A 25,452-nucleotide genomic window follows, 5' to 3' on the forward strand; every position below is an offset into this window, starting at 1 on the left:
GATAGAAATTGCCGAAGCCCTTTCGCTAATCATCATCCTGGCATTCATTGCCGAGATCCAATCTGGCACTGGGGAGGCCGTTGTCTGGTTGTGCTTTCCCCCATTGCGTTGGCCCGGGTTGAACCGCGGATCCTGGGAACACTCCCCGAGATGTCTCACGGCGCTGCTTCATCCGTGCTTTGATAGGCCGCTGTCCACGGCCTTCTTCCCCGAGCGCCTTCAACCGTTTCGACGCGTAATGCGCCAGATTTGTCGAGATAAACCGCGTGCGTTCCCTCGCGTTCTAATGCGGATCGATCGATGATGAGTTGGGGCTGCGTGCAAGATCGCGGACGTGTGCCCTGGACAATCAGTATGTGCGCTTGACGGCAATCATCACGTAACGCTGCGGGGTGGCGCGTGATGGCTACGATCTTTCCATCAATCGCACCGACGCACCCGACACCGTCGCAGGTCAAAGCGGGTGCGCGGGTTACATCGGCAGGTCTTCGTGCATCTCCGTCACGCGCAAGCCAGCGTGAGAGTTCGAATTCATCGCGCGAACTGCTGAGGCCGTTGAGGAAGCCGTCCGCTCCGCGCAGGAGCACGAGATTCCCGGTTCCGCCGACAAGAAGCGCAGGGCGTTCTGCAGTTGGGGCAAGAGCAATGCCGGCAGCAATCACTAGGACGCCTAACAATCGCCAGCGGTACCGCATCAGCGCCAACCACAAGCACCCCGCCGCGACAAGAGCGATTGCGACATTGGGAACAACTGGTAGAAGGCTGACAGCGCCTTTGAGGCCGGCAACCCAGGTGGCGGCCGCGGTCATTGCTTCAATGCCGTACCCCATTACAATGAGCGGCAGCGTCTCTAAGCCCAGTGGCATCAAGACGAGCGTTGTCAACGCAGCCGGCATGACAACGATATTGCAGATCGGGATTACGGCGAGGTTGGCCAGAACCGCATAGTGCTGGTTTTGATGAAAGTGGTAGATGGCGAAGGGTGCGATCGCCGCGCTGGCAATAATGGTCGATAGAACGATCCCGCTGAAAAAATAAAAGAACCGCATGTGCACGCCGCGATGGGGACCAGACGGCGCACGGAACCGTTGATTGATAGCTTCGTAACTTGCGACCAGAGCAATCACGGCGGCGAAGGACATCTGGAAACCGGGATCGATGACGCTTTCTGGAAATAGAATGAGAAGTATGAATGCTGCGACGGCAACGTTACGGAGGGCCACGGCCTGGCGATCTAACAGCATGGCTGAGAACATGACGGTGATCATGAGAAACGCGCGCACCGTGGCGAAGGTACCGCCTGAGATCATGAGATAGCCAAAAGCGCCGAACATCGCGCCGACAGCAGCCCATTTCTTTATTGGGAAGCGCAGGGCGATGGACGGAAAGAGTGCAAAGAGGAAGCGTAGTGCGACGAAGACAGAGCCCCCCATGATCGCCATGTGTAGGCCTGAAATCGACAGGATGTGATAGATGCCCGACGCACGATAAATCTCGTTTGTCGCATCGGAGATGCCGCCGCGCTCGCCAGTGATCAGGGCCGTCGCGATCGCGCCGCGTTCATCCGGCAACGCGGCTGTTATGCGATCCCCGATATGTTTGCGCAGGCGTGCAACCCAAGTTTCCAGCTTCTGGGCGAGGTTTTCTGGTGCGCCGTCTTCGATGACAATTGGAGGAGAGGTGGAATACCCGACGGCTCCGATGCCTCGATACCAAGCGTATCGCGCAAAATCATAACCTCCTGGAAGTGCCGCACGCGGTGGCGGCGACAGGTTGGCTGTGAGTGTTATTTGATCTCCCAAGCTCACGCCTGCCGTTGGATTTCTCGTAGTCACGCGAATGCGCGCGGGCAGTGCGTTTGGGGTGAGCTTGTCAACGCTTAGGGGGCGTAAGGTTAAGCGCTCGCCCCCCTCCGCTTTCGGCTCGATCAGTTCCACGATTCCGCGCACCGCCACGGGCCCGATTTGCGTTTGTAACACTGGCGCGCGGACCCACTCGGTCCGCAGTTTTGCCACAACCAATCCGAGGCCTGCTAGTCCGGTGAACGCAATCAGACTGCCGAGCAAAGTGGCGCTAGGCCGCATTATGATGAGTACCGTCGCAGCCAACGACACCGCTAAGAAGAACCAAACAGCCGGTTCAAGGGGCAGTGCAAAATATAAGGCGCAGCCTGTTCCAAAAGCCACGGGCTGCCAGTAGAACCACGCTGCCCGTTCCGCTTCGAGTTGCGCAGACAGCCATGCAAAGGGCGCGCGTAAGAGCCCCGTGCGGCGCGGGGCAGCAATCACATCGCTGGGCTCGTCCCGCAAAAGCGTCATAGGCTCGGTCCCGCCTCCCCCTCACCGGCTCCTTAACCTTCGCGCTCGCCTATGCTACAGGGCCTGCAAAACAAAACCAGCCGTTGCGGCAGCTGATGTCGCGACTGCGCTCAAAACATGTGAGCTCATGACAAAACCTTCGAAGGCGGGCAGCGCCGCTCCCGTCGTCCGCTTCGCTCCTTCACCCACCGGTTTTCTTCACATCGGAGGGGCCCGTACAGCGTTATTCAATTGGCTTTACGCCAAAGCGAGGGGAGGACGTTTTCTACTCCGGATCGAGGACACCGATCGTGCCCGGAACAGTCCCGAGGCCGTTGCCGCCATTCTCGACGGTTTGAAGTGGCTCGAACTGGACTGGGAAGGTGATCCCGTCTCCCAGTACTCGCGCGCAGAGCGCCATCGCGAAGTCGCCCACGCTCTTCTGGAGGCGGGTGGCGCTTATCGCTGCTACCTGACACAGGACGAGCTCGCCCAGATGCGCGCGGAAGCTGAGGCGGAAAAGCGTCCATTCCAGGTGCGCTCACCGTGGCGGGACAAACCGGCCTCGGATGCCCCGCAAGACAAACCCTTTGCCATCCGCTTGAAGGCTCCGCGCGAAGGGGAGACGACGATCGCTGATCATGTGCAAGGGGACGTCACATACTCGAATAAAGAACTAGACGACCTCATCATTCTGCGATCGGACGGTTCGCCGACGTACAATCTCGCGGTCGTGGTAGATGATCACGATATGGGCGTGACGCACGTTGTTCGCGGCGTGGACCACCTCACGAACGCCGCTCGTCAAACGCAGATTTATCAGCTCATGGGATGGGACGTGCCGGAATGGGCGCATGTTCCGCTGATTCACGGGCCTGACGGTGCGAAACTGTCGAAACGGCACGGAGCCCTCGGCGTCGAGGCATACCGGGCGATGGGCTATCTTCCGGCCGCGCTGCGCAACTATCTCGTTCGGCTCGGCTGGAGCCACGGAGATGACGAAATCATCTCGACCGATCAGATGATCTCCTGGTTCGATTTGGACGGTATCGGCAAGAGCCCTGCGCGTTTTGACTTCGCCAAGCTGGAGGCCTTGAACGGTCACTACATTCGTTCAACGGACGATGCGGAGCTCGTCGCTCGAACCGAAGCGATTTTGCCTGAGATTGAACGTGGTCGCGATATTCCGACGAGCCTCGATGATCTCGGCCGCGCTCGGCTCGTTGCCTCGATGCCGGGATTGAAGGAACGCGCGAAAACACTTGTCGAACTGATCAACAGTGCGAGCTATCTGTTCGCGCAACGGCCCCTTAACCTGCAGGAAAAAGCAGAAAAACTCTTGGACACCGATACGCGGGCTATGCTGGGCCGTCTTTTGCCGCGTTTTGAATCGTTGTCCGGCTGGGAAGCGGTCGACCTTGAAACGGAAGTGCGGACCTTTAGCGAGCAAGAAAACCTGAAGCTTGGCAAGGTCGCGCAACCCTTGCGTGCCGCACTTACGGGTTCGACGGTTTCGCCGCCTGTTTTTGACGTGATGGCCGTGCTTGGCCGTGAGGAAGCGCTTGCGCGCTTACGAGATCAAGTTGCCTAGCCAATCTCTCCAAGGCTTTGAAAGCCATGGTGTATTTTTCTGCATCGGCTCAACTTATTCAGTCGATTGCTTAGAATTTCGGCACGGGCTTGCGTAAAAAGTTCGGCTGATGTTCTAGCTGACAATCCCACCATAGGTTATCTTGCCGCGCGTGCGAATGTGCAGTACGAGGGCTGCATTCTCAAGCGATGACGGCCCTTTCGACCCCCGTCGGGCCTACCTTCAATCATCGCCCCGAGCCGCAACGCCTGACTCGAGGGATACCATCATGACCGCGCAAAACGATGCCAGTGGCAACGCCACTCTCACGCTGCACGACAAGAAGACCGACCTAGCGGTTCGCGCAGGTACAATCGGTCCCGACGTCATTGACGTCGGCAAGCTCTACAAAGACACGGGTTGTTTCACTTACGACCCCGGTTTCACATCAACGGCAAACTGCTCGTCGAAAATCACCTATATCGATGGTGACGCCGGGATCCTGCTGCATCGCGGCTATCCTATTGATCAGCTTGCGGAACAGTCTAACTTCATTGAAGTTTGCTATCTGCTGCTGAACGGAGAACTGCCAAACGAGCAGCAATATCGCGAGTTTGACCGGGCGATCACTCAGCACACCATGGTGCATGAGCAGATGAACCGGTTCTTCACCGGCTTCCGTCGCGACGCGCACCCCATGGCGGTTATCTGCGGTGTCGTTGGTGCGCTCTCGGCCTTCTACCACGACTCCACGGACATTAACGATCCTCACCAGCGGACGGTGGCGGCCCGGCGTATGATCGCGAAAATGCCGACGATTGCCGCTATGGCTTATAAGTATGCCATCGGACAGCCGTTTATCTATCCGCGGAACGATCTCGACTACACGTCGAACTTCTTACAGATGTGCTTTGCGGTTCCTTGCGAGCCATATTACGTCAACCCGGTCGTCTCGCGCGCGCTGGACAAGATCTTCATCTTGCACGCCGACCACGAACAGAACGCTTCGACCTCGACGGTACGGTTGGCCGGTTCGTCCGGAGCTAATCCCTTCGCCTGCATCGCCGCCGGTGTAGCCTGCCTCTGGGGCCCGGCACATGGCGGCGCCAACGAAGCCGCGCTCAACATGCTGGCCGAAATCGGAACGGTCGACCGCATTCCGGAATACATCGACAAGGCGAAAGACAAGACCTCCGGCTTCCGTCTCATGGGCTTCGGCCACCGCGTCTATAAGAACTACGATCCGCGCGCGAAGGTCATGCAGAAAACCTGTCACGAGGTGCTCGATGCGCTTGGTGGGCATGATGAGCCGCTTCTGAAGGTTGCGCTTGAGCTAGAGCGTATTGCCCTTGAGGACGACTACTTCATCGAAAAGAAGTTGTATCCGAATATCGATTTTTATTCGGGCATCACGCTGCGTGCGATGGGCTTCCCGGTTTCTATGTTTACGGCTCTGTTCGCCGTAGCGCGCACCACGGGTTGGATCGCGCAGTGGAATGAGATGATCGAAGATCCCGAGCAACGGATCGGTCGTCCACGGCAGCTTTACATCGGATCGCCGCAGCGCGATTTTGTGCCACTCAATCAGCGTGACTGACCGCCGAACCCTGTGTTCAGTTGTCTCGCTGTAGTTAGGAAATAAGGGCCGGAGGGAAAAAGACGCTCCCGGCCTTTTGCTTTTTTATTCGTCTTTCTTGGCCGCGGCTTCCGCCGACGTTGGCATGGCCGCTTGGCGGCCTTCGAGGATGAACCGGTGAACGATTGCGGCTGCGGTTTCACTTGGACTGTCGCCCTCGAACCGCATTTTATCTGGGAATTTCTCCAGCGCGTTCAGCTGCGCTTGGCGTTCCGGCGTGTCCTTGAGCAGCAACTCTACAGCGTTGGCCAATTTTTCAGGTGAGCACTCTTCCTGGAGGAATTCAGGGAACGCGTTCTCCCCAAGCACGAGGTTGGCAAGAACGACCGACGGCACCTTGAGCAGGAAGCGCAACCGCGCGGCTAGCGGATCGACGCGGTAGGCCACAACCATTGGGGTGCCGACCACGGCAAGCTCCAATGTTACCGTGCCGGACGCAGCAAGGGCCGCATCTGCGAGCGCGAAGGCCTTGAACTTATCTTCTTCACCTTCAACGATATGCACGGGCCCTGGCCAGGAGGCCGCATGCTGATCGATGAGTTCGCGCACCCAGGGTACAGCTGGAATGATGATCTGTGGGAGAGACTCACGTTTTTCCAGGAGAGAAAGTGCCGCGCCAAACGGGCCCATAAGGCGGCTAACTTCAGAGGCACGGCTTCCCGGCAAGACGACCAGAACGGGGCGCTTGGGATCAATCCCGCGACGGCGGGCCAAATCCAGACCATTCATAGCCCTGAGCGATTGCATGCGTTCGCTCAGGGGATGGCCGACATATGTGCAAGGTGGACCGCCGAGCCGTTCATGAGCCTCTGGTTCGAAAGGCAGTAGAGCGAGAAGATGATCGACATAGGCGGCCATTTTTGCCGCCCGACCTTCCCGCCATGCCCAGACGCTGGGGCTCACGTAATTGATAATCGGGATCGCTGGACGACGTTTGCGTATGCGCTTTGCGATGGCGTGTGTGAATTCTGGACTGTCTATGATGACGACAACATCGGGTTCGGCAGCAACGCAGGCGTTGACCGTGTGATACACACGGCGCACGAGACGCGGAAGACGCGATAGAATTGATAACGGCCCCATCACCGCGACATCAGAAAGCGGGAACTGCGAGATCAGTCCGTGCCGCTCCATTTCCTCCCCGCCGACGCCTAGGTAGCGAACACGACCAGAGAGACGCTTGTTTAGCGCTGCCATGAGCGGACCACCAAGCGCGTCGCCGGAGTGTTCCCCAGCAACGATAAAGACGCAGAACTGACGGCTGTCCTCTTCTATGACGAGCTTGCCCCTCTGCTTGATCTTCGCGGCCTCTTTCGTGTCCGCCGAAGCTGTCATCCTGGTTCTCCCTGCCCCCACGTCAAGCCAGCGATGAACAGTCCGCGCTTGTCGGCCTCTTCGATCACCTTCCGTTCGATAGCTAGCGCGGAATCCCCAAGCATGACCGCAATGCCAGCCAAGCCGGTTTCCGCCGCGCGGGCCAGTAAAGTCGCATCCAGGTCACGACTATCGGCCAGAACCGTCACGCCAGCATTACGCATCCATACTCCTCGGCCCCATTGGCGTAAATCGCCACTTCGCAACAGGATCTGATCAATACCTTCGCCTGTTTCGATTGCGAGCACATGCGCGCGATGGACCACCGTAGCGGCTGCGGCCACCCCCTCTTGGGCCAGCACAGTCAGTACGCCACCACCCTTGATGCAATCCGACCGCTGAGTTGCGCTGGCACGGCGCCGTCCAAAGACCTGAAGATCGAGCGTTACCCTGTCGGCCTTGGCGCGTTTCTGCAATTCCCCAAGGGCAACACCTTCAACGTAAACCCCCGCGGCATCAGCCGTATTTCGCAAATCATTGCGTTCTGCCGTCAGCGTGCATCCTACAGCAACGGCGATTCCGGATAATCCTGCCGCTTGAACGTTATGCACCGTGTTTGGACCAATAGTCGGCAAATCGATTCGCATCTCTTGGCCGGGTTTCGGCCCTTTGGTGAGCACGCCGCATTCCAAGTAGTTTTGATTTGCACGCCTCGCGACCAGCCGTTGGAGCATTCTATCGGTGCCTTCGGCTCCCTCTACGGCCAGCACAACGCCCTGTGCGACCACAACACCTTGGCCGACGTCAAAGGGTGCCAGTCTCCGGATGACCGCCAAGCCTTTGGCTATGTCGAGTTTTTGCCGGCTGTCGGCACCGTGACGCCCCAACGGGCCTGAAGATACCAAAAGTTCAGGAACCACATCAGCAGGGCCCACAATGCGAACCCCGTGTTTTTCAAAAAACGCGATGACCCCGCGCAGTACAGCATCGTCTCCGCCGGCGCGGATGAGCCGGATCACTGTTGGGACTGCGCGAAAAAAGCCGAGGTCGGGTTTGATGTTTGCCAGATCCGGGCGCTTGACGGAGCCTATGATGAGCATTTCCGTCAGCTTGTCATTTTTCAGGACGCTGAGAATCTTGCCAATCTGGGCGAAATCGACGCTCGTCTGCAGCGTCGCATCGTCCTTGATCTCAGCTGCGCCATTGATTGCCAGGATGTGGACGTGATCGCCACGCGCCTTAAGGCGATACGCGATTTCTTGCGGCAGGCTGCCGCCTCCTGCCAAGATGGCGATGCGTCGGGGCAAAGGGCTACCTGTCAACGATCCTCTGGCTCCCCAGTGCTCCGTATGTCGAATACGAGCCGGCAGCGAGCGAACATGCGCCCCGAATCAGGGCGCGTCCTTTGGCGTGCATAATGACCGCTTACCGCCTTCGCGTATGAAGTCCAGTATCTCGACGACGATGGCGTGGTCTGCAAATTCCTGCGCGACATCTTCCATTCGTTCGGCGAGGTTACCTTCATCGGCGAACAGCAACCGATATGCGCGTCGTAAATCATGGATTTGCTGGCGGGTAAAACCGCGACGCTGAAGGCCTACGATATTCAGGCCTGACAGGTATGCACGGTTGCCAAGCGCCATGCCGTAAGGGATTAAATCGTTTTCGAGCCCCGACATACCCCCTAAAAATGCATGCGCGCCGACACGTGCAAATTGGATGACAGCGGCGCCTCCACCCAAAATCACGTAGTCACCGACCTGGCAGTGTCCGGCCAGCATGACATTGTTAGAGAAAATCACATGACTACCGACGTGACAGTCATGCCCGATGTGTGAGTTTGCGAGAAACGCACAATGGTCGCCAACGGTAGTTTCCATACCGCCGCCTTCAGTGCCGGGGTTCATCGTAACACCTTCGCGGATCATACAGTCGGCGCCGATCGTCAACGTCGACGGCTCGCCCTTGTACTTGAGATCCTGCGGCTGATGCCCGATTGACGCGAACGGAAAGATCCGCGTGCGTGCCCCAATTTTTGTGCGCCCCTGCACCACCACATGGCTTAGGAGTTCGACATCCTCGGCCAGTTCGACCTGAGGACCGACGATGCAGTATGGGCCAATGCGGCACCCCGCACCGACCTTGGCTCCATCTTCGATAATTGCCGTGGGATGGATCTGCAGATCAGCCATTCTTACTCGCAAAGGCACGTGCTTCGGCTGTATCAGCCAGCATAGCTGAAATTTCAGCTTCGGCGGCGATTTCACCGTTTACCTTTGCTTCGCCGTAGAATCTCCAGACGCGACCGCGATTGCGGATCTTGCGCACATGGTAGTGGAGTTGGTCGCCGGGGAGTACCGGCTTGCGGAACTTGGCCTTGTCGATTCCCATAAAGTACACGAGCTCGGCCTTATAACCTTCGCCAAGGCTGTGAACGCACAAAGCACCGGCCGTTTGAGCCAAACCTTCAATGATCAGCACACCGGGCATCACGGGATACTGAGGAAAGTGGCCCGTAAAGAACGGCTCGTTGATTGTGACGTTCTTCAGTCCAACCGCACTTTGATCGCCGTCCATATCGTAGATGCGATCAACGAGCAGGAACGGGTATCGATGCGGCAACAGCTGCATGACACGCGCGATGTCCGCCGTGCCCATCACCGGATTCTCGACCACCTCATCCATTTCCTTTTCGCTCCACTTCAATCATTCCGGGCGCGATGGCGAAGTTTTAAAGCACTCGCATCGCTCACGGCAAACTCTTCAATTACCAAGGCTTAGCCTTTGGCAAGTGTTAAACTCGCGACGGCGCATCAGCACACCGCCATAACACGTCAGTCCTCGCGTTTCGCCAGCCGCGTTAAAGCTGCCAGCTCCCGGCCCCATTGACGCAACGGCCGCGCCGGTGTTCCACCGACACGTGCTCCCGCTGGAATATCGTCCTTTGGGTGGGACGCTCCAGCCACCTGGGCGCCGGTGCCAATTTTGATGTGGCCGACGGTGCCCGACTGGCCGCCCATCACTACAAAGTCTCCCAGTTCGGTAGAACCCGAAATACCAGTGTGGGCCACGATCACGCAGTGCCGTCCGATACAGACGTTGTGCCCGATCTGTACAAGATTATCAATTTTCGTGCCCTCACCGATGACGGTATCCTTAAGAGCACCTCTATCTATTGTTGTATTAGCTCCAATCTCAACGTTATCTTGAATGATGACGCGGCCAATTTGCGGCACTTTCAGATGCCCGTCCGGCCCCATGGCGAAGCCGAATCCATCCTGTCCGATGCGTGCTCCGGCGTGGATGATGACTCGGTTGCCGAGCAATGCATGCTGCAGCGTCGCTTGCGGACCGATGTAGCTGTCGCGTCCGACGTACACGCGGTACCCGATTACTGCGCCAGCAGCGATGCGGGAGCCGCGGCCGATAGAGGCCTGCGGGCCGATGATCGCGCCAGGTTCGATCGTGCAATCAGGCTCGATATGAGCCGAGGGATCGATGTTGGCACTTCCAGGCTCTGCAACGCGTGGCCAAAGCGCTTGCGGGTAAAAAGTACGAAGCGCGAGCGCAAAGCCGTGATATGGCCGCTTCGTGAGAAGCGGCACGGTCGCTTTCGGAACCCGCTCTACGAACGCAGGCGTCACGAGACAAGCTCCGGCGCGCGTTTCACTCAAGAGCGGCAGATATTTGCGGTTATCGAGAAATGCCACATCGTCGGGTCCTGCATCGGCGAGGGTGCGGACGTCCGACAGCCTGCGGCTGGCCAATTCATCGGGAAGGCCTGCAGGAAGCGTTGCGGCCGTAGCTTTCGCGACCTCAGATATTGCGATCGGAGCTGCCCGGTCGAAGAAGCCTGGATGATCCATCGGCGCCCCCAAATTCCCGACATATCTTAAGGGTGGTACAGAACGGGCCACCAAGCGGACTATAGTTCCGGAAAGGTGGCTGGCGGGTGTCAATTGATAGCCATGTCCATAGAGGCTGAAAACCCTCTTGGGAAGCGCGATCCATGGACGCGTCACGGCGTTGCCATCTGAGGGATCGCTTTGCGCCAGAACCTTAAGGCGTTGGCTTTTGAGCTGAAACTGCTGAAGTGTAACGAAATAAGGGGGCCGAAGCCCCCTTAAATTCAATGGACTTAGAATTTCGATGAGGCGCCGAAGCGGAACCACTGCTCGTCGTCGTACTCTTCCGATGCGAGAACTTTGGAGAAGTCGACACGCAGCGGACCTACGGGCGAATTCCACAGAAGGCTTGCACCAACGGAAGCACGTACCGAGGCGTCATCTTCAAGGTTGTTGCCCAAAATGTCCTTCACGTGCTGGGAGGCATTAAAGAGCGAACCAGCGTCAGCAAAGACTGCACCACCAAGTCCGAGCTCTTCAGGCACGAACGGGATCGGGAAGCGGAGTTCCGCAGTTGCCGCCCAGTATGTCTTACCGCCGAGCGCGTCACCGGTTCGTGCGTCACGTGGTCCGAAACCCGAGCGGTCAAAGCCACGGACGGTCTCACCACCACGGAAGAACTGGTCGAGCACGCGGACATCCTCGTCACCCCAGCCTTCGATATGGCCGCCAACAACGCGGCTGACGAAGGTGATGTTTTCCGTAACCGGGTAGTAGCCACGGGCTTCAGCCTGGACGCGGACGTATTCTGCGTCGCCACCGAGGCCAGCGAAGTCTGCCGTACCTTGCAGGTAGTAGCCGCTCGTTGGGTTGGTTGGGTGGTTACGCTTATCGTAGGTGATCATCGTGCCGGCGGACGAAGTCCAGTACGTACCGTCGCCACAGTTAGCTCGGTTTGTCGCCAGGACCGTATCACCGCATGCGTCCTTGATCGCCAGCGATGCGTCATCTTCCACGTCGAAGATCTGATCGCGCGACAGCGAGTAGCTGGTCTGCATCCAGAGATCTTCCGACAGCGGGAAGCCAAGGCGCAGCTGACCGCCGCTCTTACGAGACCGGAAACCGGACTGATCGCGTTGATCGAGTTCCTTGTGATACAGGTCGAAGCCGGCCGACAGGTTACGGTCGAGGAAGCGCGGTTCCGTGAAGCTCAAGTCAACCTGGGCACGCTCGATGGAGCCACCGACACGGAGCCGGATGTACTGACCGTTGCCGAGCAGGTTGCGCTCACTGATGGATACGTCACCGATGACGCCTTCCGCTGTCGAGTAACCGGCACCAAACGAGAGCTCACCAGTTGATTGCTCGGTTACCTGCACGTCAAGAACGACACGATCGGGAGCAGAACCTGGGCGGCGCTTGACGTCGACGGCCTTGAAGAAGCCAAGCGCCTTCAAACGCTTCTCGGCGCGATCAACCATCAGCGGGTTAAAGGCATCACCTTCGGCCAGACGGAACTCACGACGAATAACGTGATCCTTCGTGCGCTCGTTACCCGAGATATTGATACGTTCGATATAAACCCGCGGGCCCTCGTCGATCACATAGTTGATCGCGATCGTGCGAGCGTACATGTCGGGTGTGGCGCGGGGACGGACACGAGCAAAGGCAAAGCCACGTTCCGCGACAGCAAGGGTCAAACGCTCAACGGTCTTGTCGAGCAGCGAGCCGTTATAGACGTCGCCGCTATAGGTCAGCAGGTCGCCGCTCAGGGACGCAGCATCCAACCCCGTGAGCGAGCTGTCGATCACGATATTGCCGAAGTGATAGAGCTCGCCCTCTTCAACCGTGAAGGTCAGGAAGAAACCTGAACCGTCGCGATCGAGTTCGGCGTTAGCTGAAGTCACGCGGGCGTCGGCATATCCGTTCTTCAGGTAATACTGACGCAGAAGCTCACGGTCGAGATTCATGCGATCTGGATCGTAGATGCTGGTGCCGGATAGGAAATCGAACCAGCCAGCCTGCGTCGTAGAAATGATGTCGCGCAGCTGCGCGTCACTGAAGGCGCGGTTGCCGATGAAGTTGATGCTCTTCACCTTCGTCGCGGAACCTTCCATGATCTCGAAAACGAGATTCACACGGTTCTGCTCAAGTTCGATGATTTTCGGCTCGACGTTAGCGGCATATCGGCCCTGACGGCTATAGACGTCAAGGATGCGCTGAACGTCAGCCTGAACGCGAGCGCGCGTATAGATCGAGCGCGGCTTCAGCTGAACTTCGGCTTGGAGAGTGTTGGTATCGACTTCGGAGTTACCTTCGAAGGCAACTTGGTTGATCACAGGGTTTTCTTCGACCCGGACCCGAACCACATTGCCGTCACGGAAAATCTCAACGTCTGCAAACAGTCCCGTCGCGAAAAGTGCGCGCAAAGACTGATCGACGCGCCCAGCGTCGTAGACATCACCCGTCGTGAACTTCAAGTACGACCGAACCGTCTCGGGTTCGACACGCCGATTACCAATAACTTGAATTTCGCTGACAACGACTTGCGCATGCGCCGGAGTCGAAAATCCTACTGCATCGACACTGATGACTACGAACGCAGTCAAGAACAGTGAAAGAGCGACGCGTAGGGCCCCCAACGACATGATCCGATACTGAGACATTCGCGGATCTGCCCTCGTTTTGCCGATCCCCAGAGATGCGGTGCCTGTCGGCAACTGAACACCACACCTTGACCTTCTTTAAGGCGCGCAACCCGCCACCACGATCACTCGTAGTGCTTCCCTCGGGTCGTTACACCAAAGCTCACTATGGGTTTTAACGATTCCGCAAGCAGTAGGGAAGTGGCAAGAATGCGTCACCCGCACTGATTTCACTTCGTTTTCTCGGGTCAGCGCCCCTTTTTTAAGCGCAATAATTGGGAACCAAGACGGCCTGCAACGCACTGTTCGTCCCCAATTTTCTCACCGCTTAGCTGAACCAGGAGAACCATCGCGCCAAAATTCCACGATCGTTGTAGAAGCCGAACACCATCAGCATAACGATCAATGCCAACCCGATTCTGAAACTGAATTCCTGCGCACCCTCACTCATGGGCCGCCCTCGCACGGCCTCGATGCCGTAAAAGAGCAAATGTCCGCCATCGAGAAGTGGGATCGGGAAAAGATTTACTAAGCCGATGCTCACTGAAATGAATGCTGTGAACAGAATCAGCTCGGCCACTCCAAGGGCCGCGAACTTACCTGCGGCGTCAGCAATTCTGACAATCCCACCAATCTGTTCCGCGCCCTGGCGGCCCGTAAAGACATCGCCAATGTAGGACAACGTGCCCGCGGCGATATCCCACGTGCGTTCCGTACCTAGCCAAACGGCTTCGAGCGGACCAACATCGCGATGAACAATCCGGCTTGTTTCCCCTGAGGCTTCGATCCCGATAACTGGTCGGCGATGTTTCCCGGCTATGGCATCGTTCAGCTCACGCAGAGCTGGTGTTACCATCAAAATGAGCTTTTGCCCGTCACGTTCGACCTCGAACGCGAGTTTTCGCCCGACGCTGGTCGAGACGACCTGCTGAACGGTTGCGAAGCCATCCACCGGTGTTCCATCAATCGCAACGATGAGATCGCCCGCCTGGAAGCCCGCCGAAGCTGCTGGCGAGTCGGGCGCCACACGTCCCACACGCGGTTCCATCGTGCGATTGCCGAACAACCAAAACATCATCGCAAATATCAGAATTGCCAGGATGAAATTGGCCGCCGGGCCTGCAGCGACGACGGCTGCTCGTTGCCACAAAGGCTTGAGCTGAAACGCGCCTTTGCGCTCCTCCTCGGTCAGACCGCTCAGCGCGTCGCGCGATGGGACGCTGGCGGCATTCTCATCGTCCATAAACTTTACGTAGCCACCGACCGGAATCCAGGCGATGCGCCAGCGGGTTCCATGACGATCCGTGAACGAATAAATCTCTTTACCGAAGCCGATTGAGAACGCCTTCACAGTAACGCCGCACCAGCGCGCCACCAGAAAGTGTCCCATCTCATGGATGAAGACGACGATCGTTAAGGCGAACAGGAAACCGATCGCAATGATGAGCGCTCCCGATAGGTTTGCGCCAAGTTGCGAGATGAAATCCATGAACCGAGTTCCTTACGAGTGTGTCGACGGTTGGGGTGCTCGCGGATGTAACGCGACAGGATAATCAGGACAACCGTTCCAGAGCGATGGCGGCCAAGCGCCTCGCTTCGTGATCTATGCTCAGGATGTCGTCGAGACAAGCGGCTGGAGCAATTACACCCGCCCGATCGGCCTGTTCCAGACAGTTTTCTACGGATCTGGCGATATCGAGGAATCTTATACGCCCCGCCAGAAACGCTTCAACGGCTATTTCATTCGCGGCGTTGAACACTGCAGGCGCAGTTTCTCCGCGCGCCAACACTTCACGCGCAAGCCGCATCGCGGGGAATCGGTCTTCATCGGGGGGCTCGAAGGTGAGCTGGCCGATCTCCGCCAGATCAAGTCGCTTCGTCGGTGCCTGCATCCGGGCAGGCCAAGAGAGTGCCAGCGCGATCGGCGTGCGCATATCGGGTTCGGACAGTTGCGCCAATACGGAACCGTCGGCAAAGGCGACTAAGCAGTGCACGATTGACTGCGGATGCACGACAGCGCTGAGTTGATGGGGTTCCACCGGAAACAAGTGATACGCCTCGATCAACTCCAGCGCTTTGTTCATCAAGGTTGCCGAATCGATCGTGATCTTGGCTCCCATCGACCAGTTGGGATGACGGAGCGCCTCTTCACGCGTTGCCTTTTCGAGCCGTTCGCGTGACCACTCTCGGAAGGGTCCACCAGAAGCCGTCAGAGTAATCTTTTCAATTGCCGAGGGCTCTCCTGTTCCAATGAGCTGGAAACAGGCGGAATGCTCGCTGTCGACCGGGACGAGTTCGGCTCCCTGGCGTTCAACTTCGGCCATAAAAACGCTGCCTGCTGAAACGAGGCATTCCTTGTTGGCCAGGGCCAACCGGCTGCCTTGTGCAAGCGCCGCAAACGAGGGCTCAAGGCCCGCAGCCCCAACAATGGCAGCCATGACGCAATCTGCCGGCTCACAGGCCGCCGTTACGAGGGCTTCTGGTCCCGCCGCTGGCTTCACCGACGTTCCAGCCAGCAGACTCTTCAGTTCAGCAAACCGCGTCGCATCACCTATCACTGCGTAAGCCGCGTTGTGCTTGACCGCGAGACGCGCGAGTTCTGCCACGCTGTTTTGCGCCGTGAGAGCAACGATTTCGAACTCTTTGGGCTGGCGAGCGACGAGATCGAGGGTGCTCTGGCCGATCGAACCGGTGGCGCCCAGTATACTTAACCTACGCGCCCGAGGGGAACGGGTGCCGCGCGCCGTCTCGGTCCGATCAGGGACAACGCTGAGCCGTCCTGGTTCCACTCGTCATTTCCTCCAGCGTTGGCCACATCGGCAAAGAATTTTTAGTCTGCCCGAGAACGTAGAAACGAATTCACAGCTTCACGCAAGGCCAGGGTCACGCACCGAACAGGAGCGCCTTGGCAGGCTGGTTGATATCCATCAGCAGGCAGATCAGAGCGGCAAAGGCCGCCGCAGCGGCGATTCCGTCCAGACGATCCATGAATCCGCCATGGCCAGGGATCAGATTACTGGCATCCTTAAGCCTATATACGCGCTTAAATGCGGATTCCGCGAGGTCACCTGCCAGAGCCACCAACCCGAGCACCGTCGTACAGATGATCAGATAGAGTGACGGCGCCCCCGTCAGTAGGAACGAGAATATCGCACCGACCAACGCACTCGCGACGAGGGCTGAGCAGGTTCCCGCCCACGTCTTATTCGGCGATATACTGGGCCAAAATTTTACTCCACCGACTGTCTTGCCCCCAACATAAGCGGCGGTGTCGGCGGCCCAGACGATAGAAAAGATCAGTAGAATCGCTGTGAAGCCATAAGGGACGTCATTGCGGAGCCAGACGAGCGAAATCGCTGGGATCCCGATGTAAAAAAGCCCGGCGGCCGACATTAGTCCATTCTGCCTGCCATAGGTGGCCGCCATAGCGATCGCAGCCACACCTAACGCGACAAGGGCAAGTTGAGATCTGCCAATTGCGGCGAGCGCAATGCAAACGACGATGGCTGCTGCGTGCAGGAGAAAGCCGAAATCGTAGCGTCGGGAGCGAACGATTCCACCCCATTCCCAAGCCATCATAATCGCCATAACTGCTACGAGCCCAGCGAAGGCATACGACCCGGCGAAGGTTGCGCCGAGGCTCACCAACCCGAGAAAGACACCGGACGCGATACGCGCGATCAACCGGCGCGGATGATGTCCGGTTGCACGTGAACGCGCATCTTCGCCGGTCCAAGGCTCATGCCAGGAGGGTTCGTGCATTGTGGTCATCCTCACGCCGTGGATCGACGCGACAATCCACCGTAACGGCGATCTCGGACGTGATACTTTGCGATTGCTTCTTCAAGCTGGTCTCGCCCGAAATCGGGCCACAGGCAATCCAGGAAGACAAATTCCGTATAGGCCGCCTGCCACAGCAAGAAATTCGACAGCCGTTGTTCACCACTCGTCCGGATCAGGAGATCCGGATCCGGGACGCCGCTGGTATCGAGAGCCTGAGAGATCGCATCGACATCAATGGATTCCAGGCTCAACCGCCCTTCAGCAACTTCCGTTGCGAGATGCCGGGCCGCACGGGCAATTTCATTGCGGGCGCCATAGTTGAAGGCAATGACCAACGTCAGGCCAGTATTCGTGCTGGTAAGGTCCGTTGTCTCGTCCACAAGAGACAGCAGTTCGGGATCTACGCCTTCTCGGTCTCCAATCACCAGAATGCGGACATTGGCCTGATGAAGTTCGGCCAAGTCCCGGCGGATGAAACGCTTCATCAGCCCCATCAACTCGTCGATTTCTTCCGCAGGCCGTGACCAGTTCTCAGACGAAAAACTGTAAATCGTGAGATAGGGGATGGAGAGTTCGATGGCGGCCTGCACGGTCCGCCGGACGGCTTCGACACCTTCACGATGGCCAATGCTTCGCGGAAGGCCGCGTTTTTTGGCCCAGCGCCCATTGCCGTCCATGATGACCGCGACGTGTCGGGGCGCCTGCGGACCGAGTGGGGGTGTTCGCGGTGTCTGCGATAAATCGGCCAACGACTGGCCCCTATCTAGATGTTGCGGACATGTCTGAGAGAAGTATACGCCTCAAACCGTCTGAATTTCGGTTTCTTTCGTGGCCAACAAATTGTCGATCTCTTTGACGTACTTGTCGGTCAATTCTTGGACCTTGCTCGAGTTTTTGTGCTGCTCGTCCTCGCTCATGTCTCCAGACTTCTCGAGCTTTTTGAGCAGGTCCATACCTTCGCGGCGTACGTTGCGGACTGCAACACGCGACTGCTCGGCGTATTTGTGTGCCACCTTCACGAGCTCTTGACGCCGCTCGGCGGTAAGAGCCGGAATTGGAAGGCGTAAAACAGCTCCGTCGATCACTGGATTAAGGCCCAGGCTCGACTCGCGAATGGCCTTTTCAACGGCGGAGACGTTCGACTTGTCCCAGACCTGGACGGAAATGAGACGAGGCTCCGGAACAGAAACTGTTGCGACCTGGTTGAGAGGCATCCTGGCGCCATAAACCATCACCTGGATAGGATCGAGCAGATGGGTGCTGGCGCGTCCCGTACGCAGGCCACTCAGCTCACGCTTCAAGGCATCCATTGAAGCCATCATGCTTACTTCAAGATCGTCCAAACTAAATGTGTCGCTCATTTCCAATTTCCTTGCCGGTGCCGGCCGAGTTCACCCGACCGACCGAGCCACCTCTTTCGACGGGCTTCATCCCGCTCATAGCGTGCATGGCATCGAAAGACCAGCCGATGCCGCTGTATTCCGTTCAGAACCCCAATTCCCGCGCTTTAGCCGGGCTGGATTACTGTGGCGCGCGCCTCTCCCTTCAATAGTTTGAGGAGATTGCCTGGTTCAGCGATAGAAAACACAACTACCGGAAGACGATTATCGCGGGCAAGTGCGATCGCCGCGCCATCCATCACCTTCAAGTCTCGAGCAAGGACCTCGGAGTAACTCAGCGCATCATAGCGCACCGCATCCGGCGTCGTCTTGGGGTCTGCAGAATATATTCCGTCAACCTGCGTGGCCTTGACGACCGCGTCGCAACCCATCTCGATGGCGCGGAGTGTTGCCGCCGTATCGGTTGTGAAAAACGGATTGCCAGTGCCCGCCGCGAAAATTACGACGCGGCCTTTTCTCAGGTGATGCAAGGCCTTGGGACGAACGTAAGATTCGCAGACGGTCGTCATGGGAATCGCCGAGAGCACGCGCGAAGATGTCTTGAGCTGCGACAGTGCGCCGGATAGGGCCAGCGCGTTCATGACGGTTGCCAGCATTCCCATGTAGTCGGCCGTTGCGCGCTCCATGCCGCGGGCGGCACCCTGCAGGCCACGGAAGATGTTCCCGCCCCCAACGACAACAGAAATTTGGCATCCAGCGGCTGCGGCTTCGGAAATTTCCTTAGCAAGGCGCCCAACGACCTCAGGATCGATGCCGTATGCGCCGTCGCCTGCAAGAGCTTCACCGGAGAGCTTTAATAGAAGACGTTTGTATTTCAGTTCACTCTGGGTCCCGCTCATGATCCCTCCCGTGGCGTGTCCAGTTCAGCAGTGATCGACGACCTTGGGATCGCCCGTTGGCAGCTCATTGGCGGCCAAGACATGCCGCATCCCGGGGTACATGACCAGAGGTTAAAAAATACCGGCTGACTGCGAAAGCAGCCAGCCGGTATCATTTTTTGAATTTTCGCGGGTTATCGGCTTATTTTGCGCCCGAAGCCGCAGCAACTTCAGCAGCGAAGTCGTCTTCCTTCTTTTCGATACCTTCGCCCAGACCATAGCGCACGAAGCCCGTTACCTTGATGGGGGCGCCAACGGTCTTGGCTGCATTGGCAATCGCCTGCTCCACGCTAGCCTTGCCATCGAGCACAAATACCTGCTGAGGCAGAACAACCTGCTGGAAGAATTCCTTCCGCAGGCGGCCTTCCACCATCTTTTCGATGATTTCAGCCGGCTTTCCGGATGCTGCAGCCTGCTCCGTATAGATCGCCCGTTCGCGCTCAATGACGGTGTTGTCGAGTTCTTCCGGAGAGAGTGCCAGCGGGTTTGCCGCGGCGATATGCATAGCGACCTGGCGGCCGAATTCAGCGAGCTTGCTCTTGTCGCCAGAGCTTTCGAGGGCGACGAGAACGCCGATCTTTCCAAGGCCGTCAGCGGCCTTGTTGTGGACGTACTCAGCTACGACGCCATCGCTGACTTTAAGCGTGGCGGTCCGGCGTACCGTCATGTTTTCGCCGATCGTCGCGACCATTTCCTTGACGTAGTCTTCGACGGTCAGGGATTTGCCAGGATAGTTCATCGCCAGCAGCTTTGCGACATCGCCCTGCGCTTCGCTTGCAAGGGACGCAATGGTACGAACCATGTCCTGGAACTGGTCGTTACGTGCAACGAAGTCCGTTTCGGAGTTGACCTCGACAACGGCGCCTTCCGTTCCGGAGGCGGTTACCGCGACCAAACCTTCCGCGGCAACGCGGTCAGACTTCTTAGCAGCCTTTGACAGGCCTTTTTTGCGCAGCCAGTCGATGGCGGCTTCCATATCACCGCCGTTTTCCGTCAGCGCCGCCTTGCAATCCATCATGCCCGCGCCGGTTTTTTCGCGCAGCTCTTTCACCATCGAGGCGGAAATCGTCGTCATATCAATGCTCATTTGTTGGCGGGCTCAGCCAGTGCTAAGCCCGCTGCTTAAAGACTTTGTGACGCCTGCCACCGCTTGGGCGACAATTGCCGTTTAAGCGGCCGACTGTGCAACGATCTTCTTGGCGGCGTCGATCCAACCCTCGGTTGCGATCTGCCCCTTGAGCTTCAGCAGACGGTCAAGCGCTTCAGCCTGCTCTGCGTCAAGATCTGCAATTTGCCAGTAATGGAAGACGCCGGCGTCGTTGAGGCGCTGCTCAAGCTTCGGGTTGATGCCGGTAATCGCCTTGAGATCGTCCGGTTCGCCGCGTGGAGCTTCGATGCCCTTGAACGTCACCACAGCTACTGGCAGATCTTCAGCTACCGGCGCCTCCGAAGCGCCGATATCCACGCCGGATGCGGTTTGGCTGCGTTCTAGACCATCCAGTGCCGCGCGTGAGACCAAGTCGCAGTAAAGAGTGATCGCTCGGCCTGCGTCGTCGTTGCCCGGGATTGGGAAGTCGATGCCGTCAGGATCGCAGTTCGTATCAACGATCGCAATAATCGGGATACCCAACTTACGAGCTTCCTTGATCGCGATAGATTCCTTGTTCGTGTCGATAACGAACAGAAGGTCCGGCACACCACCCATATCCTTAATACCACCCAGCGACTGGTTGAGCTTGTCGCGCTCACGCTGGATGTTGAGGATTTCCTTCTTGGTGCGCCCTGAAGGCTCGGCGAGGATGTCATCAAGCTGACGCAGACGGCGGATTGACTGAGATACGGTCTTCCAGTTCGTCAGCGTACCACCTAGCCAACGGTGGTTCATGAAGTACTGCGCCGAACGCTGAGCAGAATCCGCAATTGCTTCCGAGGCCTGACGCTTTGTCGCGACAAAGAGTACGCGGCCGCCACCAGCAACGGTGTCGGAAATCTTAACCAACGCCTGATGCAGCAGCGGCACCGTTTGCGTCAGGTCGATAATGTGAATGTTATTGCGTGCGCCGTAGATAAAGGGCGCCATCTTGGGGTTCCAGCGGTGTGCCTGGTGACCGAAGTGAACGCCAGCTTCCAATAGCTGACGCATGTTGAAGGCGGGAAGCGCCATCTCGCAAATATCCTTGTTTTCCGGTTGGACCGCCGCGAACCTGGAGAAAGGCGCACCCCATACATATCTGGGGCCGACCTCACCGGAGCGACCGGACGGGGCTTTTAATCCGCCAAGCGCTGAAGGTTCGCGTGTGAAGTGCGACGGCTTATACGAGTCTTCGGCCGTGATTGCAAGAAGGGCGGGCAATTTCGGCTAGCACGCGTTCGTCACGGTCTCAGGGCGAGCCACGGGGCTCTAACTCACTTGTATCAGCGCCCATCCGGATCAGATTTCTACAATCTGCTCAATGCCACGTACGGTTGCCAAGATTCCTGCCTGGGCCGGGGAAACGTCATATTTCCCCGGAAGAGCGAACTCCAGCTCACGGTCTTTGACGGGCAGCACAAAACGCACCTGTCCGCCGCGCGCGCCGGGCGCGGGTGGCTTGAGGTAACTTTTCAACTCGTCGAAAGTTGCATCGGCGTTTTTGATGTGGGCTGGGCTGAAGCGCAGTAACAGTCCACGATCTATGGCCGCCGTGGCCGCATCCAGGCTTTCGAGACGCTGGACGCGCATTTTGACCGTGTCGCCATCGCGTTCGGCTTCGACGGTCACGAGAACGGGCGTGCCCGCCTGGAGCAGATCGCGTCCGGCAGCCAGGGTATCGGAGAAGATGACAGCCTCGAACTGACCGCTGGCATCCGAGAACATTGCAAAGGCAAACTTATTTCCCTTCGCCGAGCGCCGTTCGCGCGCCGATACTACGATGGCCGCAAGTCGAGCCGAGGTTGCCCCCTTCGCCGTTGCGAGCTCGAACTCCGCATAGCGGCGGACGCCGAGCTTTTCGAGAACCATGGCGTACTGGTCCAAGGGGTGACCAGACAGATAGAACCCGACACTGGCAAACTCGTTTTCCAAACGCTCTAAAGGCGTCCAGCCTTTGGCGGGGCGCAATGCCAATGTGGGCTCGGTTTCGCCCAATCCGAACAAATCGTTTGTGCCCGCTGCTGCATCGGCATCGCGCCGCTGTGCCGCTGCGAGGATAAGGTCGGCATTTGCACACACGATCGCGCGATCGGGTTCGAGCGCGTCGAGCCCGCCCGACTGTGCCAACATTTCGATCGCGCGTTTGTTGACCGCCTTTGGATTCAGGCGGCTCGCAAAGTCGGCCAATGACTTATAGCGGCCGTTCTCCTCACGCGCCGCCACGATGGTTTCGACGGCGGCCGGACCTACGTTCTTCAACGCCGCGAGAGCATAGCGGATTGCTCCCCGTGCAGGCTGAGGCCCTGACGGTGCCTCCTCGGGTGAGGGTTCAGCGAGAAACTCAACCTCGGACGCATTCACGCACGGTGGCTTGATCTCGATGCCGCTTCGTCGTGCTTCGGCGACAAACACAGCAAGCTTGTCGGTGTTGGCCATATCGAGCGTCATCGACGCCGCAAGAAACTCTTCGCGGTAGTTCGCTTTGAGGTAGGCCGTGTGATAGCTGACCAGCGCGTAGGCGGCGGCGTGAGATTTGTTGAAGCCGTACCCGGCGAATTTGTTGACCAGTTCAAAGATATAAGCTGCGTCGGCTTTCTTCACACCGCGCTCGACGGCCCCCTCAATGAACCGCGCCTCGTGGCGCGCCATCTCGGCTTTGTCTTTCTTACCCATGGCGCGCCGAAGCATGTCGGCTTGACCAAGCGTGTAGCCGCCCATCACCTGGGCAATCTGAATGACCTGCTCCTGGTAGATGATAACGCCGTAGGTTTCCGAAAGGATGCCCTCGAGCATCGAATGGAGACAATCAACGGGCTCTTCGCCATGTTTGCGATTGATGTAGGTGGGGATGTTGTCCATCGGGCCAGGCCGATAGAGAGCAACCATAGCGATAATATCTTCGAAGCGGTCGGGCTTGAGACGCTTCAAGCTCTCGCGCATGCCCGTGGATTCCAACTGGAACACACCGACCGTATCAGCCCGAGCTAGAAGCTCGTAGCTCTTGCGATCGTCGAGCGGCAGCGCTGAAAGATCAATCTTTATGCCTCGACAGCGTTCGACCATTTCAACGGCCTTCTGCAGGACTGTCAGCGTTTTGAGGCCGAGGAAGTCGAATTTCACGAGGCCCGCGGCCTCCACCATCTTCCAGTTGAACTGGGTGACGGGCATCTGCGATTTCGGATCGCGGTAGAGGGGGACGAGTTCGTTGAGCGGCCGGTCCCCGATCACCATACCAGCGGCGTGCGTCGACGCGTGACGGTAAAGCCCCTCAAGCTTCTGCGCTTTTTCTAGAAGCTGAGCGACGATGGGTTCGGCATCTCGCTCCTCCTGGAGACGTGGTTCGGTCTCGATCGCCTCCGCCAATGTGACTGGATTGGCCGGGTTGTTGGGAACGAGCTTGCAGAGCTTGTCGACCTGCCCATACGGCATCTGCAGCACGCGGCCGACGTCGCGTAGAACCGCGCGTGCTTGCAGCTTACCGTGCGTGATGATCTGGGCGACACGATCCGCCCCATACTTTTCCTGCACGTAACGGATTGTTTCGTCACGCCGGTCCTGACAGAAGTCGATGTCAAAGTCCGGCATCGAGACGCGTTCGGGGTTCAGGAAGCGTTCGAACAGAAGGCCAAACCGCAACGGATCGAGGTCTGTAATTGTCAGCGCGTAAGCAACCAACGAGCCCGCGCCGGAGCCGCGCCCAGGACCCACCGGGATGCCCTGCGACTTACTCCATTTGATGAAGTCAGAAACGATGAGAAAGTAGCCGGGGAACTTCATCTTCGAGATAACGTCAACCTCGTAGGCAAGCCGCTTCTCGTAATCTTCCCGAGTAAAACCCGCCGCGAGAGGATGAGCCGCCAATCGCCGCTCCAGACCCTCTTCCGCCTGACGTTTAAGTTCGGCGGCCTCCTCTTCGAGCAGATCTTGCTCAGTCTTGCCTTCCAGGCTTGCAACGAACCGCGGCAAAATCGGCTTGCGGCCGAGCGGCCGGTAATGGCAGCGCTGTGCGATCTCAACGGTGTTCGCCAGGGCCTCAGGAAGGTCCGCGAATGTCTGAATCATCTCCTCGCGGGATTTGAAGTAATGCTCCCGCGTCAGGCGCCGCCGGTTGTCTTCAACGACGTAGGACCCTTCAGCGATGCAGATCAGGGCATCGTGGGCCTCATAGTCATCCGGCGTCGCGAAGTAGGCCTGGTTGGTGGCAACGATTGGAATTTCAAGATCATACGCCAGTTGCAGAAGTTGTGGCTCGTTTGTCTTTTCGACGCGGACACCGTGCCGCTGAATTTCAACGTACAGACGATCGCCGAAGGCCGCTCTCAGCTTTGTCAGCCGTTCATGGGCGAGTTGCTGTCGATCCTGCGCCAAGGCCGTATCGATCGGTCCGTCGGGGCCGCCTGTGAGGACGATAAGCCCTTCGGCCAGTTCGCAGAGAGCAGAAAACTTCACATGCGGTGGCTCTCCATCAGCCACATCCAAATGCGCCGCGCTGACCAACTTCATGAGGTTTGCGTAGCCGGTCTCGGAGGCCGCCATCAGTGCAAGGTAGCCATCTCGTGCAAAGCCGACGGGCCTTTCGGCGCGGCGCAGCTCATCCTTTTCCCCATCCTCAAAATCGACGCTCAGCGTTGCGCCGACGATGGGCTGAATGCCGGCTCCGGCTATCTTTTCTGAAAACTCTAGGGCGCCAAACAGATTATTCGTATCCGTAAGTCCCAAAGCCGGATAGCCATGCGTGGCGGCCAAGCCCGTGAGCTTTCCGATCGGCAAGGCGCCTTCCAGTAGCGAGTAAGCAGAATGCACCCGCAGATGCACAAAACCTGGCTGCGCCGTCGCAGCTACCGGTTTGGCGGTCACGGAGGATGGAGTTGGAGCGTTCATAACGGGCGAACTTATAGGATTCTATCCTCCGAAAGCGAGTAGGTCCCGTCGTCCTGTTAACAAGCTGGTGA

General features: G+C 58.0%; 18 protein-coding genes. 2 read left to right on the forward strand and 16 right to left on the reverse strand.

The window, feature by feature from the left end:
- Positions 1-155 precede the first annotated feature (155 nt).
- A complete protein-coding gene (locus tag K5845_RS08120) occupies positions 156-2,318 on the reverse strand; it encodes a ComEC/Rec2 family competence protein (protein WP_287958763.1) in 2,163 nt (720 codons plus the stop codon).
- Positions 2,319-2,445: 127 nt separating this feature from the next.
- On the opposite strand from K5845_RS08120, the gene gltX reads away from it, so the two are divergent.
- Together gltX and gltA are read left to right on the forward strand one after the other, a co-directional pair.
- The gene (gene gltX, locus K5845_RS08125; RefSeq protein ID WP_287958764.1) at positions 2,446-3,888 is read left to right on the forward strand and encodes a glutamate--tRNA ligase; all 1,443 of its coding nucleotides are present in this window, start codon (positions 2,446-2,448) and stop codon (positions 3,886-3,888) included.
- 268 nt (positions 3,889-4,156) lie between these two features.
- Positions 4,157-5,464: a citrate synthase gene (gltA, locus tag K5845_RS08130; RefSeq protein WP_046478758.1), complete on the forward strand. Its 1,308-nt coding sequence runs from the start codon at positions 4,157-4,159 to the stop codon at positions 5,462-5,464.
- Positions 5,465-5,548: 84 nt separating this feature from the next.
- On the opposite strand, the gene lpxB is transcribed toward gltA, so the two are convergent.
- The 15 genes from lpxB to dnaE form a co-directional block, all read right to left on the reverse strand.
- Positions 5,549-6,838 carry a lipid-A-disaccharide synthase gene (gene lpxB / locus K5845_RS08135; RefSeq protein WP_090229212.1) on the reverse strand — a complete coding sequence of 430 codons (1,290 nt, stop codon included), beginning with the start codon at positions 6,836-6,838 and terminating at the stop codon, positions 5,549-5,551.
- Positions 6,835-8,139, reverse strand: a complete 1,305-nt coding sequence (locus K5845_RS08140) for an LpxI family protein (protein ID WP_287958765.1) — start codon at positions 8,137-8,139, stop codon at positions 6,835-6,837. Before K5845_RS08140 ends, lpxB begins: the two co-directional genes overlap by 4 nt.
- 69 nt (positions 8,140-8,208) lie before the next feature.
- The gene (gene lpxA / locus K5845_RS08145) at positions 8,209-9,009 is read right to left on the reverse strand and encodes an acyl-ACP--UDP-N-acetylglucosamine O-acyltransferase (protein WP_046478762.1); all 801 of its coding nucleotides are present in this window, start codon (positions 9,007-9,009) and stop codon (positions 8,209-8,211) included.
- Positions 9,002-9,502, reverse strand: coding sequence for a 3-hydroxyacyl-ACP dehydratase FabZ (fabZ, locus tag K5845_RS08150; RefSeq protein ID WP_046478764.1), 501 nt, complete (start codon positions 9,500-9,502; stop codon positions 9,002-9,004). Before fabZ ends, lpxA begins: the two co-directional genes overlap by 8 nt.
- 149 nt (positions 9,503-9,651) lie before the next feature.
- Positions 9,652-10,683: a UDP-3-O-(3-hydroxymyristoyl)glucosamine N-acyltransferase gene (gene lpxD / locus K5845_RS08155; protein WP_046478765.1), complete on the reverse strand. Its 1,032-nt coding sequence runs from the start codon at positions 10,681-10,683 to the stop codon at positions 9,652-9,654.
- A gap of 272 nt (positions 10,684-10,955) precedes the next feature.
- Positions 10,956-13,328: an outer membrane protein assembly factor BamA gene (gene bamA / locus K5845_RS08160; RefSeq protein ID WP_046478768.1), complete on the reverse strand. Its 2,373-nt coding sequence runs from the start codon at positions 13,326-13,328 to the stop codon at positions 10,956-10,958.
- Positions 13,329-13,635: 307 nt separating this feature from the next.
- Entirely contained in the window at positions 13,636-14,796 is a 1,161-nt protein-coding gene (rseP, locus tag K5845_RS08165; protein ID WP_046478771.1) for an RIP metalloprotease RseP, read from the reverse strand.
- 64 nt (positions 14,797-14,860) lie between these two features.
- On the reverse strand, positions 14,861-16,096 hold the full coding sequence (dxr, locus tag K5845_RS08170; RefSeq protein ID WP_046478774.1) for a 1-deoxy-D-xylulose-5-phosphate reductoisomerase: 1,236 nt from the start codon (positions 16,094-16,096) through the stop codon (positions 14,861-14,863).
- Between the two features lie 94 nt (positions 16,097-16,190).
- A complete protein-coding gene (locus K5845_RS08175; protein ID WP_287958766.1) occupies positions 16,191-17,069 on the reverse strand; it encodes a phosphatidate cytidylyltransferase in 879 nt (292 codons plus the stop codon).
- Between the two features lie 11 nt (positions 17,070-17,080).
- Complete coding sequence (locus tag K5845_RS08180) at positions 17,081-17,839, reverse strand: isoprenyl transferase (protein ID WP_046478775.1); 759 nt, start codon at positions 17,837-17,839, stop codon at positions 17,081-17,083.
- Between the two features lie 51 nt (positions 17,840-17,890).
- Positions 17,891-18,451 carry a ribosome recycling factor gene (gene frr / locus K5845_RS08185; RefSeq protein WP_046478778.1) on the reverse strand — a complete coding sequence of 187 codons (561 nt, stop codon included), beginning with the start codon at positions 18,449-18,451 and terminating at the stop codon, positions 17,891-17,893.
- A gap of 146 nt (positions 18,452-18,597) precedes the next feature.
- Entirely contained in the window at positions 18,598-19,329 is a 732-nt protein-coding gene (gene pyrH, locus K5845_RS08190; RefSeq protein ID WP_046478780.1) for a UMP kinase, read from the reverse strand.
- A gap of 181 nt (positions 19,330-19,510) precedes the next feature.
- Positions 19,511-20,443, reverse strand: a complete 933-nt coding sequence (gene tsf / locus K5845_RS08195) for a translation elongation factor Ts (protein WP_046480525.1) — start codon at positions 20,441-20,443, stop codon at positions 19,511-19,513.
- A 93-nt stretch (positions 20,444-20,536) separates the two neighbouring features.
- On the reverse strand, positions 20,537-21,532 hold the full coding sequence (locus K5845_RS08200; protein WP_046480526.1) for a 30S ribosomal protein S2: 996 nt from the start codon (positions 21,530-21,532) through the stop codon (positions 20,537-20,539).
- A 267-nt stretch (positions 21,533-21,799) separates the two neighbouring features.
- The gene (dnaE, locus tag K5845_RS08205) at positions 21,800-25,381 is read right to left on the reverse strand and encodes a DNA polymerase III subunit alpha (protein ID WP_090229195.1); all 3,582 of its coding nucleotides are present in this window, start codon (positions 25,379-25,381) and stop codon (positions 21,800-21,802) included.
- Positions 25,382-25,452: the final 71 nt, after the last annotated feature.

Origin of the sequence: Filomicrobium sp. (assembly GCF_025698805.1) — a bacterium.
In the GTDB taxonomy this organism is placed as follows: domain Bacteria; phylum Pseudomonadota; class Alphaproteobacteria; order Rhizobiales; family Hyphomicrobiaceae; genus Filomicrobium; species Filomicrobium insigne.